Annotated in this window: 13 protein-coding genes; 9 read left to right on the forward strand and 4 right to left on the reverse strand. The window is 66.2% G+C overall.

What is annotated here, in order from left to right; all coding sequences use genetic code 11:
- From VDP82_RS06250 to VDP82_RS06265, 4 genes are all read left to right on the forward strand, one after another.
- On the forward strand, nucleotides 1–550 hold a 550-nt coding region (locus VDP82_RS06250), incomplete at its 5' end, for a PilZ domain-containing protein (protein ID WP_323013989.1).
- Nucleotides 543–2771: a cellulose biosynthesis cyclic di-GMP-binding regulatory protein BcsB gene (locus VDP82_RS06255; protein WP_323013990.1), complete on the forward strand. Its 2229-nt coding sequence runs from the start codon at nucleotides 543–545 to the stop codon at nucleotides 2769–2771. The genes VDP82_RS06250 and VDP82_RS06255, both read left to right, overlap by 8 nt.
- Nucleotides 2768–3802, forward strand: coding sequence for a glycosyl hydrolase family 8 (locus VDP82_RS06260; protein WP_323013991.1), 1035 nt, complete (start codon nucleotides 2768–2770; stop codon nucleotides 3800–3802). Before VDP82_RS06255 ends, VDP82_RS06260 begins: the two co-directional genes overlap by 4 nt.
- Nucleotides 3803–3804: 2 nt before the next feature.
- Nucleotides 3805–5844 (forward strand): tetratricopeptide repeat protein, encoded by a 2040-nt coding sequence (locus VDP82_RS06265; protein WP_323013992.1) that lies wholly within the window; start codon nucleotides 3805–3807, stop codon nucleotides 5842–5844.
- A 12-nt stretch (nucleotides 5845–5856) separates the two neighbouring features.
- Here the strand turns inward: VDP82_RS06265 and VDP82_RS06270 are convergent, their stop codons facing one another.
- Both VDP82_RS06270 and VDP82_RS06275 read right to left on the reverse strand, forming a co-directional pair.
- Nucleotides 5857–6234, reverse strand: coding sequence for an AprI/Inh family metalloprotease inhibitor (locus VDP82_RS06270; protein ID WP_323013993.1), 378 nt, complete (start codon nucleotides 6232–6234; stop codon nucleotides 5857–5859).
- A 78-nt stretch (nucleotides 6235–6312) separates the two neighbouring features.
- Nucleotides 6313–7155, reverse strand: coding sequence for a helix-turn-helix domain-containing protein (locus tag VDP82_RS06275; protein WP_323013994.1), 843 nt, complete (start codon nucleotides 7153–7155; stop codon nucleotides 6313–6315).
- Nucleotides 7156–7363: 208 nt separating this feature from the next.
- Between VDP82_RS06275 and VDP82_RS06280 the strand changes: the two genes are divergently transcribed.
- Together VDP82_RS06280 and VDP82_RS06285 are read left to right on the forward strand one after the other, a co-directional pair.
- Nucleotides 7364–8143 carry an enoyl-CoA hydratase/isomerase family protein gene (locus VDP82_RS06280; RefSeq protein WP_323013995.1) on the forward strand — a complete coding sequence of 260 codons (780 nt, stop codon included), beginning with the start codon at nucleotides 7364–7366 and terminating at the stop codon, nucleotides 8141–8143.
- Between the two features lies 1 nt (nucleotide 8144).
- The gene (locus tag VDP82_RS06285; RefSeq protein ID WP_323013996.1) at nucleotides 8145–8942 is read left to right on the forward strand and encodes an N-acyl homoserine lactonase family protein; all 798 of its coding nucleotides are present in this window, start codon (nucleotides 8145–8147) and stop codon (nucleotides 8940–8942) included.
- 3 nt (nucleotides 8943–8945) lie between these two features.
- Here the strand turns inward: VDP82_RS06285 and VDP82_RS06290 are convergent, their stop codons facing one another.
- Complete coding sequence (locus tag VDP82_RS06290) at nucleotides 8946–9743, reverse strand: alpha/beta hydrolase (RefSeq protein ID WP_323013997.1); 798 nt, start codon at nucleotides 9741–9743, stop codon at nucleotides 8946–8948.
- Nucleotides 9740–10624 carry an MBL fold metallo-hydrolase gene (locus VDP82_RS06295; RefSeq protein ID WP_323013998.1) on the reverse strand — a complete coding sequence of 295 codons (885 nt, stop codon included), beginning with the start codon at nucleotides 10622–10624 and terminating at the stop codon, nucleotides 9740–9742. Before VDP82_RS06295 ends, VDP82_RS06290 begins: the two co-directional genes overlap by 4 nt.
- 171 nt (nucleotides 10625–10795) lie before the next feature.
- Here VDP82_RS06295 and VDP82_RS06300 point away from each other — a divergent pair, with 171 nt between their 5' ends.
- The 3 genes from VDP82_RS06300 to VDP82_RS06310 form a co-directional block, all read left to right on the forward strand.
- Complete coding sequence (locus VDP82_RS06300; RefSeq protein ID WP_323013999.1) at nucleotides 10796–11569, forward strand: ABC transporter ATP-binding protein; 774 nt, start codon at nucleotides 10796–10798, stop codon at nucleotides 11567–11569.
- A gap of 8 nt (nucleotides 11570–11577) precedes the next feature.
- Nucleotides 11578–12450 (forward strand): branched-chain amino acid ABC transporter permease, encoded by an 873-nt coding sequence (locus VDP82_RS06305; protein ID WP_323014000.1) that lies wholly within the window; start codon nucleotides 11578–11580, stop codon nucleotides 12448–12450.
- A partial coding sequence (locus tag VDP82_RS06310; protein ID WP_323014001.1) for a branched-chain amino acid ABC transporter permease occupies nucleotides 12447–13079 on the forward strand: 633 nt, incomplete at its 3' end. The genes VDP82_RS06305 and VDP82_RS06310, both read left to right, overlap by 4 nt.

Here is a 13079-nt window from a genome sequence, read left to right on the forward strand (position 1 = left end):
CATGGTGGTGGGCGGCTGGAACATCCTCAATCTTATCCTGGCCGGCTGTGCGCTAGGCGTGGTCTCCGAGCGGCGCGAATCCCGTTCCAGCCGCCGTGTCGATGTCGAGCGGCGCTGCGAGGTGCGCGGCGCCGATGGCGAGTGGGTGCGGGGCACCATCATCAATGTGTCGAGCGGCGGTCTGGCGGTGCGTCTGCCTTCGGGCGCGGCGGGGTTGGGGCGGGGATCGCCCGCAACCGTGCGTTTCACCCCATTGTCCGATATCGGCCTCAACGAGCTGTCCATCTTCGTGCGCTCGAGCGTTTCCGAGGGCAAGGGCGTGGTCCTGGGCTGCCGCTTCATGCCCGAGCGCGGCCAGGATTATCGCCTGATCGCCGACCTGCTCTACGCCAATTCGGCGCTCTGGCAGCAGCGCCAGCGCTCCCGCCAGGTCAATATCGGGGTCATTCGCGGCACGCTGCGCTTCCTGGCGCAGTCCGTCTACCAGACCGGGCGTGGCCTTGGATACCTCCTGCGCTTCGGCGCCAATAGCGGCGCGAACAATGATTAAGCGGTCCCTTCTCGTCTCCCTCATCCTGGGCACGGCCCTTTCCGCTCCGCTGGCCCAGCCGGCGCCCTTCGACATGTCGCCCGAGCGCGAGCTGGTGACGCCATCGGTCCCCGCCGCTCCGCCGGACGCCCTCGTACCGCTCCAGCCGGTCGTGGCTGGTTTCGAGCGGCATTTTCTCCCCGGCGCCAGCATGCAACTGGTGGGCGAGGAAAGCCGGCAGGCTTCCGTCCTCTATCTCACCGGAGAACAGGCGGCGGCCCCGGCGCGCCTGGTGTTTTCCTATCTCAACGCACTGGTGGTGGCACCGGAATTCTCCAGCCTGCGGGTCCTGCTCAACGGCACGCAGGTGGCGACGACGCCCGTCATGGCTTCGGCCGCGCCGGGCTTGGTGGATGTCGCCGTGCCGGCGGGCCTGCTGCAGGCGGGCGCCAATATCGTCGAGTTCCGGGCGACCCAGAGGCACCGCACCGATTGCTCGATCGCCTCGAGCTATGAATTGTGGTCGCAATTGGCCAGCCCCGATGTTCGCCTGGTTTTCGAAGGCGAGGGGCTGGGCCGGATCACCCATCTGGCCGATCTCGCGGCGCTGGGCCTGGATAGCGCCGGCGCCAGCACCCTGCGGCTTCTCGGCGGCTCCATGCCATCGTCTCCCCAGGCCACCGGCGCCATGCTGGACCTGGTGCAGCAACTGGCCATCGCCTGGCGCGTGGCCGAACTCCATATCGAGCCCGATGCCGGGCCGGCGGACGAATATCGAGAAGGGGCGCTCGATCTGCTTGTCGCCCCGGCGTCCGAGCTGCCGGTGGAATTCGACGCTCTGCGCGCCCAGGCGAGCCAGGGGCCGCTGGCCATGCTCCTGCCGTCAGGCTCGGGAGCCAACAGGCTCGTCATTTCCGGGCCCGACTGGGCCAGCATAGCCCAGGCGGGCGAGGCGATCCGCCGGGCGGCGCCCGCAGCGGACCGGCCCAGGCTCGATCTCGCCTATCCCCATCCGCTGCTCGAAGGCGGCAGCGAGATCAGTCTCTCCGCGCTCGGCATGACCACGGTCGAGTTCAACGGCCGGCGCTATGCCGAGCAGATCGGTTTCGATCTGCCGCCCGATTTTTATGCCCAGCGCTATGGCGAGATGGAACTGGTCCTTGATGCGGCCTATTCCTCCGACGTGTTGCCGGGCAGCGAGATCGACGTCTATGTCAATGGCCAGATTGCTTCGGCCACGCCCCTCCTGCGCACCGATGGCGGCATGCTGCGCGACACCGTCATCCGCATCCCCATGACCCACCTTCAGCCGGGTCGCAATCTGATGGAGATTGCCGTCAATCTGCAATCGGCATCCGATGCGCTATGCAGTCCGGGCTGGACCGGGGAAGCGCCGGTGCGCTTCGTCTTTTCTGACACCAGCCGCCTGCGCCTGCCCGATTACGCACGCGCGACCCTGGTTCCCGACCTTAAGCTTCTGACCGGCTCCGCTTCGCCCTACGCCGATGCGGCATCCGTGCCTTTGGTGATGGCGCGCGATCAAGGCTCCGTTCTCTCGGTCATGGCCTTCCTCGCGCGCATGGCCACGGCCTCGGGCAAGGTTACTCCCGTCAGCCTGGTGGAGGCGGCGAGCCTCGATCCTGCCGACAATGCGCTCATTGTCTCGCCCTATGCGGGCCTGCCCGCGCCCATCCTTTCGCGCATGGGGCTGACGCGGACTTCCGCCGCCATGTCCGGCGACGGCGACGCCCTCAATCGCTTCGGAGGAGAGGCTGCCCATCCGGTGCAATGGCTGGCTGACCTGTTGGGCGACGGCATCGGGCTCAAAGCCGAGGATCTGCGCGTTCTGCCGGCTGCTGAGCCGGGCTACGTCCCCCCCCCCGGCACGCTTGCACTGGCCCAGCGCTACCAGCCCGAAGGGGGGCTATGGACGGTCCTGACCGCGCCTGACGAAGCATCCCTCACTCTGGGCACACAACGGCTCATTGAGACGGCCAAATGGCGCCAGGTCGCCGGGCGTCTTGCCGCCTTCGGACCCAATGACGCCGATCCCGTCGTTACCCCGGCCGACAATGCGCAACTGACCGAGCCGCTGCCGCGTTCCTTCGCCAATCTGCGTCTGGTCGCCGCCAACTGGTTTTCGGGCCGCATCCTTTTTTATACGGCGCTGATCGCGGCGGCCTCCATCATGCTGATGGGCGCTACGGCGCTGGTGCTTTCCCGCGTGGGGCGCCGCGAATGAAGCCTTTCCTCCTTCTTGCCATGGTTGGTTTCGCCATGCCCCAGCCCGCTTTTGCCGACACCGCGTTTCGCCAGGGCGAGTGGCAAAGCTATGTCGGCAATTTCGTCACCGGAGACGGCCGCGTCCTCGATACCGCCAATGGCGATATCAGCCACAGCGAAAGCCAGGGTTATGGCCTCCTGCTTTCGGTTCTCGCCGATGACCGGCCCATGTTCGAGCGCATCTGGAGCTTTACCGGCTCCAGCCTCCTGGTGCGCGACGATGGGCTGGCCGCGTGGCGCTGGGATCCGGCCAGCGTGCCCGCGATCACCGACGCAAACAATGCCACCGATGGCGACATGCTCATCGCCTATGGCCTGCTGCGCGCCGCCGCGCTCTGGGATGAGCCCGCCTATGCGGCGGCGGCTACCCCGATCGTCAAGACCATCGGGCAAACCCTTTTGGTCCAAGCCGACGGGCTGCGGGCGATCCTGCCCGGCGCTGAAGGCTTTACCGATGCACAGGGTGGCCCCATCCTCAATCCATCCTATTGGATCTTCGAGGTCTTTCCGGCCTTTGCCGATGTCGATCCGGGAAGCGGCTGGGAGGGGCAGACACGCACCGGGCTCGACATCCTGCGCCGTGCCGCGCTCACTCCCGCGGGTATTCCTGCCGATTGGGTGCAACTGACCGATGGCGCCATCCGGCCTGCACCGGGCTTCGAGCCCGAATTCGGCTATAACGGCATTCGCATCCCGCTTTATCTCATGCGCGCCGGGCTCGATCCGGCCTTCCTGCGGCCCTTTCTCAAAAACGCTCCGGCGCCCGATCTCGCCAAGATCGATGTGATGAGTGGAAACACCACGGAGCCCATCGGCGAACCCGGCTACCGGCTGATCCGCGCCGCCATGGATTGCGCCCTCAATGGCACTCCGGTGCCGGTCGAGCTGCAAACCATGACGCCATCGAGCTACTACGCGGCAACCCTGCAATTGCTGATGCTCGACCATCTGCGCCGCCAGCGCACCGACTGCCTGTCGGGGGAGGTATGAAAATGGCCAGGCTTCCCGTTATCGTGCTGCTCGGCGCCGCGCTTGGCCTTGGCTATGTCGGCCTGAGCCAGCCTTGGGTCTTCCGTAATCTTTCGGGGTCGGGGACCCCTGCCGCGCCTGCGGCGGCGATGCCGACCGAAGCTGTCGCGCCGCTTTTCGTTGCCCAGGCCGTCGCCCAGCCGGCCCGTCCCGACGAGACGGCCCTGCGCTACTTTGCCCGTCAGGGCGATACAGTGCGCCTGCAACGCGAAATCGAGCGGCTGCGCGGGCTTTATCCGGGCTGGGAGCCGCCCGCCGATCCCCTGGCCGACGACTATGCGCCCGACCAGGGCATCATTGATATCTGGGATCTTTACGGGGCCGGCGACTACGCCGCCGCCCGCGCCGCTATCGCCGCCAAGCAGGCCGCCGATCCGAGCTTCGTGCCCTCGCCCGATCTGCTGGCGAGCCTTGCGCTGGGCGAGGCCGGCCTGCAATTGCGCAGCGCCTCCGACGCCGGTCAATACGATACGGTCATTTCGGTCGCCGCCAATCATCCCGACCTTCTGGTCTGCACCAGCGTCGATAATCTCTGGCGGCTGGCCGAGGCCTTCGTCCGGCGCGACCGTCTCGAGCGGGCGCTGGACAGCTACCGCTACATCCTGGCCAACTGCACCGACGGCCCCGAGCGCTATGCCACCATGCAGAAGGCTGCCGACCTGCTCGACCGTGCCGATCTCGACAGCCTCATGGCACTGGAGCGGCCCGATGCCGATGGCCGTCCCGAATTTGCGCCCATCCGCATCGACCTGGCCCGGCGCGCGGTCGCCGCCGCTTTGGAGGAAGATGGCGCGGCACCCTCTGCCGCCGATCTGGCGCTGTTCGAACAGCATGTCGCCGATACCAATGCGCCTGACGATCTGCGCCTGCTCGGCTACTACAATCTGGACGCCAACCGGGCCAATGAGGCGCGGCGTCTCTTCCTCAAGGCGTTCGAGCTCGATCCCTCCGCCGCATCGGCCGAGGGGCTGGGCGTCGCCTATCTACGCCTGCGCGACTTCGCCGCCGCCGAAAGCACGCTCGCGGACTATCGCGACGACAGCGACGCGCTGGGATCCCTCTATCTCGACGCTTCTGCGGCGCTGCTTGCGGGCGAACCGCGCGTTACCCTGGACGGGGGCGTCCTGGGGCGCATCGTCGATGCGGTGATGGTGAGGCGCTCGGCCAACACCGCTCAGGAGCTGGGGTGGTACGCCTATGCCTTCCAGCAGCCGCAGACCGCCGCCGAATGGTTCACCCTCGCCCTGCGCTGGCAGCCCGATCTCGAGCCGGCCGCCTACGGCCTTCTGGTCGCCTCCGACGCGTTGGGCGATGCCGCCACGGTAACCGCCCTCAAGGTGCAATGGTCCGGCCGCTCGGCGCGCATCAGCACTTTCGGCCAGAATTCGGCCAGCTCGCCCATAGCGCCGGTTCCGGCCGCGCGCTCGGCCACGAGCCCGCAGCGTTCCGCCAGTTCCGGCTCCTCCTCGGCCTCATCGTCCTCCGCCGCGTCCTGCACCGGCTTTGTGCCCCCGGCCAGCCTGTCCCCGGAGGCGGCTCAATCGCGGGCCTGGTGCATGATGGGCGGCAACCGGCCGGCGCAGGCCGTCGATCTTTTCGCCCGGGCTTTGCAGTCGCCATCCCAGAAGACGCGCAGCGACGCCGCCTATGGCCAGGCCCTGGCCTATGTACGCATGGGCCTGGCCAGCGAAGCGTCGGTGGCGGCAGCCGCCGCGCCGCTCAGCCGGGAAAAGGCGATCGAACTCGATGTCGCCATCCTGACCCTGCGCGCCACCAGCGCCTATTCGGTGGGCGATTACATGCGCGCCCTCGATGCCCTGGAATTGCGCGCCCGCTACGCCCCCGAGCGCAACGATCTGCTGACGCTGCGCGCCTGGAGCTACTATCATTTGCGGCGCTATCGGGAAGCGTTGCAAATCTTCAGCGCCGTCGCCGCTACCGGTCATGGCGATGCTGCCGCTGGCCTGGCCGCGACCGAGCAGGCCTTGCAGATCCTGCACTGACCTCCCCGCCGCTCAGCGCGGCGAAAGCACCAGGTTTTCCAGCCCCTCCTCGGCCCGGATGGCATAATAAACGCCGTCCCCCGTCAGATTGAACCGCACCAGCACCCGGCGCATGGCATCGGCCAGAACCAGTTGCTCGTCCTCGGCGATGAACCAGGCAAACACATCGCCGTCGAGCCCGAGTTGGGCGATGCAGTCCTCGTCCCCTCCAGCCGCATCGCCGCCAATGGTCGGCGCATCGGTGAGCGTCAGTGCACACACCCGCCCACCTTCGAAATCTTCCCAGAGGTCATATTCGCCCGCCAGCCCGGTGATCTGGTTCTGTGCCGGGGCGGCATGGGCGGTGCCCATCGCGGCGCAAAGCAGAATGGGAGTGAGTAGGGCTTTCATCGACGTACCTTCCGAAGCGAATGGAGCCCATTTTTCGCATCCGGCTTGGCTTTCGTCTTGAACGAAACGGACTTGCCTTCAGCTCAGCAGCGTCAATATGCGCCTGGCGCCGGCTCTTTTGCGCCCCTCCAGGGTGCGGGCGGCGACATTCTGGTTTTGCTGGATGAAGGCCGAAGGCGTCCAGCCGACAAAACGGCCGAAATCGCGGGTGAGGTGAGCCTGGTCGGCAAAGGGCGTCACCGCCGCTTCCAGTCCCGCCTGGCCGTACAGGGCCAGCGCGGCAGCGGCCCGCAAGGCGCGATATTTCATTGCCAGCGTCTTGGGAGAAATCCCGTAAAGCTCCAGCGTGAGCCGGCGCATATGGCGCGGGCCCACATCCAGCAGGGCGCCAAGCGTGTCGAGCCGGAGGCCGGCCGATGTCTCGAGCCAGTGCTCGATCGCGGCGCCCTGCGCCCCGAGCGGATCGGGCGTGTCCCGTGCATGCGCCACCAGGAAGTCTTCCACCAGCCGACAGCGCTCCGCGTCCCCTGCGGTGTCCAGCATGCGGTCGAAGAGCCTGTCCAGCGCCCGGTGCGGCCAGAACCGGTCCGCCGCGATCAACCGGTCGGCGAATTCGGTTGCCGGCGCGCCGACCAGCGCCCGCCATCCTGCCGGCAGGAAACCGGTGGCCACCAGCATTGCCCCGGCGTCCAGCTCGATGCGATAGGCGGCACTGGTAGGGCCGAGCAGTCCGATGCGCGGCGCCGCCTCTTCCGTGCCGTCGGCAAAGATGTAGCGGCCCTCTCCGCCCAGCCACACATGTAGGTTGGGCAGCATTGCCGGGAGGACCTGCGCGCCCGGCGTTGCGACCGCGCCGACGCAGGCATGCACGGTGATCCAATCCCCCAGCGGCGCCGATGGCAGGCGATAATCCAGGCGCAAGAGGCTCCTCCATCCCGCTACGCGCCGCTATCTATCCACCCGCGCCGCCGGCTTTGGCAAGACTGCCCCCGATAGGGGCCATGACATTGGGGCACGCGGAGCAGGGCGCAGATCCCGCCGGTCTTTCCAGAAAGCGCAAAATTGCTTCCTGCCTTTTGCGCGCGTTCCCGCCTGCCGCCCGCCCTATACTGGTCGGGCTGGAGGAGCCATGACCTACACCTGTTTCCGCGTCGAGATCGTCGATGCCATCGCCATCGTCACGTTCGATCGGCCGCCCGTGAATGCCCAGAACCTCAAGTCGCGCGAAGAGATGATCGAGATTTTCGACGCCCTGAGCGACCGTGAGGATGTGCGCGCGGTCATTCTCACCGGGGCGGGCAATGTGTTTTCCGCCGGCGCCGATATCAAGGAGCGGGCAGGGGGCGCGGGCAAGGAGCAGCCTGGCGCCTATCTGCGGCTCAACCGCATCACCCGCGAATTCTTCTATGCCATCACCGATTGCGCCAAGCCGGTGATCGCCGCCGTCAATGGCGCCGCCATCGGCGCCGGCTACGCCATGATGGCCTGTGCCGACATCATCATTGCCTCTGACAATGCCTATGTGCGCATGCCCGAGCTCGATGTCGGCCTGGCCGGCGGCGCCAAGTTCCTCACCCAGCATTTTGCCCGTTCCAAGGCCCGCATGATGTTCTTTACCGGCCAGAACGTGCCGGCAGAGGAGCTCTATCGCCTCGGCGTGGTGGAGAAGGTGACGACACGCGAGCAACTGCTGCCCGCCGCGATGGACATCGCCCGCCAGATCGCCGCCAAGAGCCCGCTGGCGGTGCGCAAGGCCAAGATGGCCTTCAACGCAGTGGAGGAAATGCCCGACCGCGATGGCTATCGCTTCGAGCAGTGCGTCACCATCGAATTGTCCTATTCCGAAGATGCCGCCGAGGCGCAGCGAGCCTTCGTCGAAAAGCGCCCGCCGGTTTTCCGGGGCCGCTGACATGGCCGACGCCTATGAGGTGTACGCCCTGCGCTTTGCGCGCGAGAGCCGCATGCATTCGGCCAACTACCTCGGCGCGGCCCCCGCCGCCGATTTCGACGAGGGCATGGATTACTACATCTTCCTGCTGCGCAAGGGCCAGGAGATCATCCTCGTCGATACCGGCGCCACCCACGAGGCCGCCGCGCGGCGCAACCGCGTTCTGCGCGTGGCGCCCGACGAGTGCCTTCGCGCCTTCGGCATCCAGCCTGAAGCCATAGAGACGACCATCCTCACCCATCTTCATTGGGACCATGCCGGCGCGCTGGGGCTTTTCCCCAAGGCCCGGTTTCATCTCCAGGCCACCGAGATGGCCTATGCCACTGGCCCCGCCATGCAGCATTCGACGCTGCGCCTGGCCTTCGATGGCGCGCATGTGGCCGAGGCCGTCGCCGCACTCCACGCCGGGCGCATGACCCTGCATGATGGCGACGTGCAGTTGCGGGACGGAGTATGGCTGCATCGCATTGGCGGGCATTCGGGCGGCCTGCAAGTGGTGCGGGTGCGCACCGCCTCGGGCTGGCTGGTTCTGGCGGGCGATGCCGCCCATTATTGGGGCAACCTCCGGCAGCGGCAGGCCTTTCCGCTCTTTGCCGACCTGCTTGAAACGCTGGATGGTTTCGAGCGCATCCTGGCGCTGGCCGGCACGGAAGCGCGGGTCATTCCCGGGCACGATCCGCAGATTGCCCGGCGCTTTCTCGCCCTGGACGGCCATCCCGAAGTCTTCGCGCTTCATGATGGGTCTGCCGGCCCGGCCTGATGCTCAAAGCCTCGACAGGAAATCGCCGAGCGCCGCCGCCACGGTGTCGGGAGATTGCACGCCCATGAAATGGCCGGCCTCGAGCGAGACCAGATGCCTTTTGGGAAGCGCCGCCGTCAGCGTTTCGAGAAAGGCGGGCGGGGCATGCGGGTCTTCGATACCGGCCAGGATCAGAGCGGGGACGGCGATCCGGTGCAGGTCCGGCACCAGTTCCAACTCGATCAGCATGCGATAGGTCGCCGCATAACCCTGCGGATCGGCGCCCAGCCAGCGGGCGATGGCGCGCTGCTTTTCCGCCTCGCTGCTCCACAACGCTTCGGGAAAGGACCGGGAGAGCACCGTGTCGGCGATGGCGCGCATGCCGTCCCGGTCCAGCCGCTCCGCCATGTCGTGTCCTGCCGCCCGCCGCTCGGCGGGAATGTGAAGTGCCGGCGCCGCCAGCGCCAGCGCCTTCACCCGCTCGGGATGGCGCAGGGCGAAGCGGCAGGCGATGGCCGCGCCCACGGCCGCTCCGAGCACCACCACCGGCGCCTTGATATCGTAAAAATCGAGCAACCCCGCCACATCGTCGCAAAGCGTGTCGATGTCTAGCGTGCCCGAGGCCTTCTCCGAAAGGCCGGCCCCGCGCTGGTCGAAGCGCAAGAGCCTGTGCCGGCTGGCAAGGCGCTCGTGCAGCGCATCGAAACTGTTGAGGCTCCCACCCAGCTCGTGCAGGCAGATAAGCGTCTCCCCGCCATCCGCCCCGTCCAGCACCGAGCGCAGCGATACGCCATTGACCTGGCAATGGGTTACCGCGCTCATGCCTCGGCCCCTTCGCTATGCAGCGGGCGAAAGCTGTAGCCCTCGCCAGCCCGCTCGATATAGCCGCCATGATCGCCGCCGAAATGGGCGGGAAGCAGCAGCGCATTCTCCTTCGCCGCGCGCGCGAAAATACCGGCGCGGGTCTCGCGGGCGGTGTCCTGGTCCTCGCAATAGCGCGAGTTCCAATGCGGGAAATAGACCTGGATGGGCTGGTGCACCACATCGGCGATGAACATGGCCACCTGGCCTTCGCTTTCAACGCGCAACCCGATCTGCCCTGCCGAATGGCCCGGCAACCGCATCAATGTCAGCCCTTCGCCCAGATCCTCGTCGCCGGCGACGAGGTCGATCAGCCCCGCCTCCAGCACGGGGCGCACGCTGTCATTATAGACCTGCCAGCTCGCGGGCGGGCGCGCCGCCGCCCCGCGCTCGGGGTCGCGCAATTCCATCTCCACTCCCGAGACCAGGTGTCGGGCATTGGCGAAAGTGGGCACCCAGGCGCCATCGCGCATCACCGTGTTCCAGCCCACATGGTCCAGATGCAGATGCGTCAGCAGCACCGTGTCGACGGCTTCGGGAACAATGCCCTTGGCGGCGAGGCGGGCAAGATAGGGGGTGTCCAAGCCGCCGAAACGCGGCGAGGTCGGCCTTGTCTTTCCGTTACCCGCCCCGGTGTCGAGGATTATGGTGCGGCTGGGCGTGCGCACGATCCAGCTCAGCACGCCGACGTGAAAGCCTTTTTCGGCGTCATAATAGTCGGGTTCGAGCCAGCTTCTGTGCCGGGCCAGCTTGTCCGCGCTCATTTGCGCGAACAATTCCGGCGGATCGAACACCGTCACCTCTTCCACCCAGTCGATCTCTATCGCGCCGATCCGAACCATGCCTCGCTCCCGCCAGTTTTGCAGCCAGCCTAGCAAAGCCGATCTGTTACTGATTTTGCATTCCATGACTACGATCTTTGCAAAAGCAGGAGGTTGTCGCCGATCGGTCTGCATCAGAAAGTTTCGTCAATGACAGGTATAGAAACGAAAAATCTGTCGCCGGGGGTCTCATTGCAGCAATCGACTTTTCTTCGGGTCAGTGGGGTAAGTGTGCGCTTCGGCGGCATCAATGCGCTGACCGATGTCTCGCTCGATGTTCCGCAAAACCGCGTCACCTCGGTGATCGGCCCCAATGGCGCGGGCAAAACCACGCTGTTCAACGCCATTTCGGGCTTCTATCCGGTGGCCGAAGGCTCCATCCGCTTCCAGGAGCATGACCTGCTGGCCCAGCCGGCCAGCCGGCGCGCCCATCTGGGCATTTCGCGCACCTTTCAAAATCTGGCGCTGTTTCCGGGCATGAGCGTGCTCGAAAACATCAAGCTCGGTGTCCATCCTCATCTGCGCGCCGGGCTTCTGGCCGGCATGGTCTATCTGGGCAAGGCGCGGCGGGAAGAGATCGAGGCCACCGCGCGCATCGACGAGAGCGTGCTCGACCTGCTCGATATCCGCCCCTATCGCGACAAGCCGGTTTCGGGCCTGCCCTATGGCGTGCTCAAGCGCATCGAGCTGGCGCGCGCACTGGTCATGTCGCCGCGCCTTCTGATGCTCGATGAGCCCTTTGCCGGCATGAACCACACTGAAAAAGGCCAGATGGCGGCCCATATCCGCCGCATCATCGACACCACCGACGTCACCGCGCTGCTCATCGACCATCACATGGAATCGATCATGGCCATGTCCGATCAGGTGACCGTGCTCAATTTCGGCAAGGTCATCGCCTCGGGTACCCCCGACGAGATCAAGCGCGACAAGGCGGTCATCGACGCCTATCTGGGTCAGGACTGAGGCGCCCCATGCTGGAATTTCTCGAAATCTCGGTTCTGGGCCTGGCTTCCGGCTCGGTCTATATCCTCATCGCGCTGGCCTTCGTGCTGGTCTACAAGGCCACCAATGTCTTCAATTTCGCCACCGGCGAAATGATGATGGCCGGCACCTATTTCTTCTACATGTTCGACGTGCAGCTCGGGCTCGGCTGGCTCATGGCCCTGCCGTTGGCGCTGCTGGGCGCAGCTATTCTCGCGGTTGTCATCGAGCGCCTGGCGACGCGCCCGCTTCTGGGGCGGCCGCCGGTGGTGCTCATCATGGTCACCTTCGGGGTGTCGAGCATCATGCGCGGCGTCGCCCAGCTCATCTGGGGCCCCGATGCCCGCACCATGCCTGAAATCCTGCCGCGCCAGCCCTTCTTCCTCGGCGACATGCTCATTCCGGGTCGTCTGGTGTGGAGCGCGCTCATCGTGGCGCTCATCGCCACCGGCTTCATCCTCTATTATCGTTTCTCGCGCGCCGGCACCGCCATCCGCGCCAGTTCCGCCGATCAGGTGACGGCTGAAAGCGTCGGCATCGATATTCGCGGCGTCTTCCGCCTGGCCTGGATTTTTGCTGGCATCTTCGCGGCCATTGCCGGCATCGTCACCGCCTCGGTCAACGGCGTCACCCCGCAAATGGGCAGCATCGCCATGAACGTGCTGGCCGTGGTCATGCTGGCCGGCATGACCAGCGTCGGCGGCGTCGTCGTCGCCGGCCTCATCGTCGGCTGGCTCGAATTCGTGGTCGGCTGGTATCTGGGCTCGTCCTGGCAGAGCTTCGTGCCCTACCTTCTGGTGCTGGTGGTGATGATGGTCAAGCCGAACGGGTTGTTCGGCGAACAGCGGGTGGAAAGAATATGAGCGTCCTCGACAACACGCCGGGCGCGCCCGCCCCGTCCTTTTTGCGCGCCAATGCCGGGGAGATCGCCGGCTGGCTGCTGCTGGCTGCCGCCATGCTGGTGCTGCCCGCCTTCGGCTCGGTCTATCTCACCTATATGGGGTGCCTGGTTGCCATCAATATCCTGGCGACGGTGGGGCTCAACATCACCGTTGGCTATGGCGGGCTCATGTCCATCGGCCATTCCGCTTTTCTGGGCGTGGGCGCCTATGCCAGCGCGCTGATGACCATCCACTGGGGCACCCCGCTCTGGCTGTCCATGATCGGGGGCGCCGTGGCTGCCTTCGTCGTCGGCCTTGTCTTCGCCATTCCGGCGCTGCGCATCAAGGGCGTCTATCTGGCGGTGGCGACGCTCGCGGCCCAGTTCACCCTCAGCTTCGTCTTCCAGCAATGGACGGCCGTGACCGGCGGCGATCGTGGCCTCAGCCTCCCGGCGGTCGATATTTTCGGCCTGGGCGATCGCGGACTCTATTACTTCGTCGCCATCGTCACCTTCCTGGCCTGCCTGGGTGCGCGCAACCTGTTCCGCACGCGCCTGGGACGCACCATCATCGCCGTGCGTGAGCGCGATTACGCCGCGCAGGTGCTGGGC

It is taken from the genome of Devosia sp. (genome assembly GCF_034675085.1).
Taxonomy (GTDB): domain Bacteria; phylum Pseudomonadota; class Alphaproteobacteria; order Rhizobiales; family Devosiaceae; genus Devosia.

Bases quoted from the DNA above. Each gene is read 5' to 3' on its own strand.
- VDP82_RS06305 (WP_323014000.1), top strand. From the start codon at position 11,578: ATGCTGGAATTTCTCGAAATCTCGGTTCTGGGCCTGGCTTCCGGCTCG.
- VDP82_RS06295 (WP_323013998.1), bottom strand. From the start codon at position 10,624: ATGGTTCGGATCGGCGCGATAGAGATCGACTGGGTGGAAGAGGTGACG.
- VDP82_RS06290 (WP_323013997.1), bottom strand. From the start codon at position 9,743: ATGAGCGCGGTAACCCATTGCCAGGTCAATGGCGTATCGCTGCGCTCG.
- VDP82_RS06270 (WP_323013993.1), bottom strand. From the start codon at position 6,234: ATGAAAGCCCTACTCACTCCCATTCTGCTTTGCGCCGCGATGGGCACC.
- VDP82_RS06265 (WP_323013992.1), top strand. From the start codon at position 3,805: ATGGCCAGGCTTCCCGTTATCGTGCTGCTCGGCGCCGCGCTTGGCCTT.
- VDP82_RS06260 (WP_323013991.1), top strand. From the start codon at position 2,768: ATGAAGCCTTTCCTCCTTCTTGCCATGGTTGGTTTCGCCATGCCCCAG.
- VDP82_RS06285 (WP_323013996.1), top strand. From the start codon at position 8,145: ATGGCCGACGCCTATGAGGTGTACGCCCTGCGCTTTGCGCGCGAGAGC.
- VDP82_RS06280 (WP_323013995.1), top strand. From the start codon at position 7,364: ATGACCTACACCTGTTTCCGCGTCGAGATCGTCGATGCCATCGCCATC.
- VDP82_RS06255 (WP_323013990.1), top strand. From the start codon at position 543: ATGATTAAGCGGTCCCTTCTCGTCTCCCTCATCCTGGGCACGGCCCTT.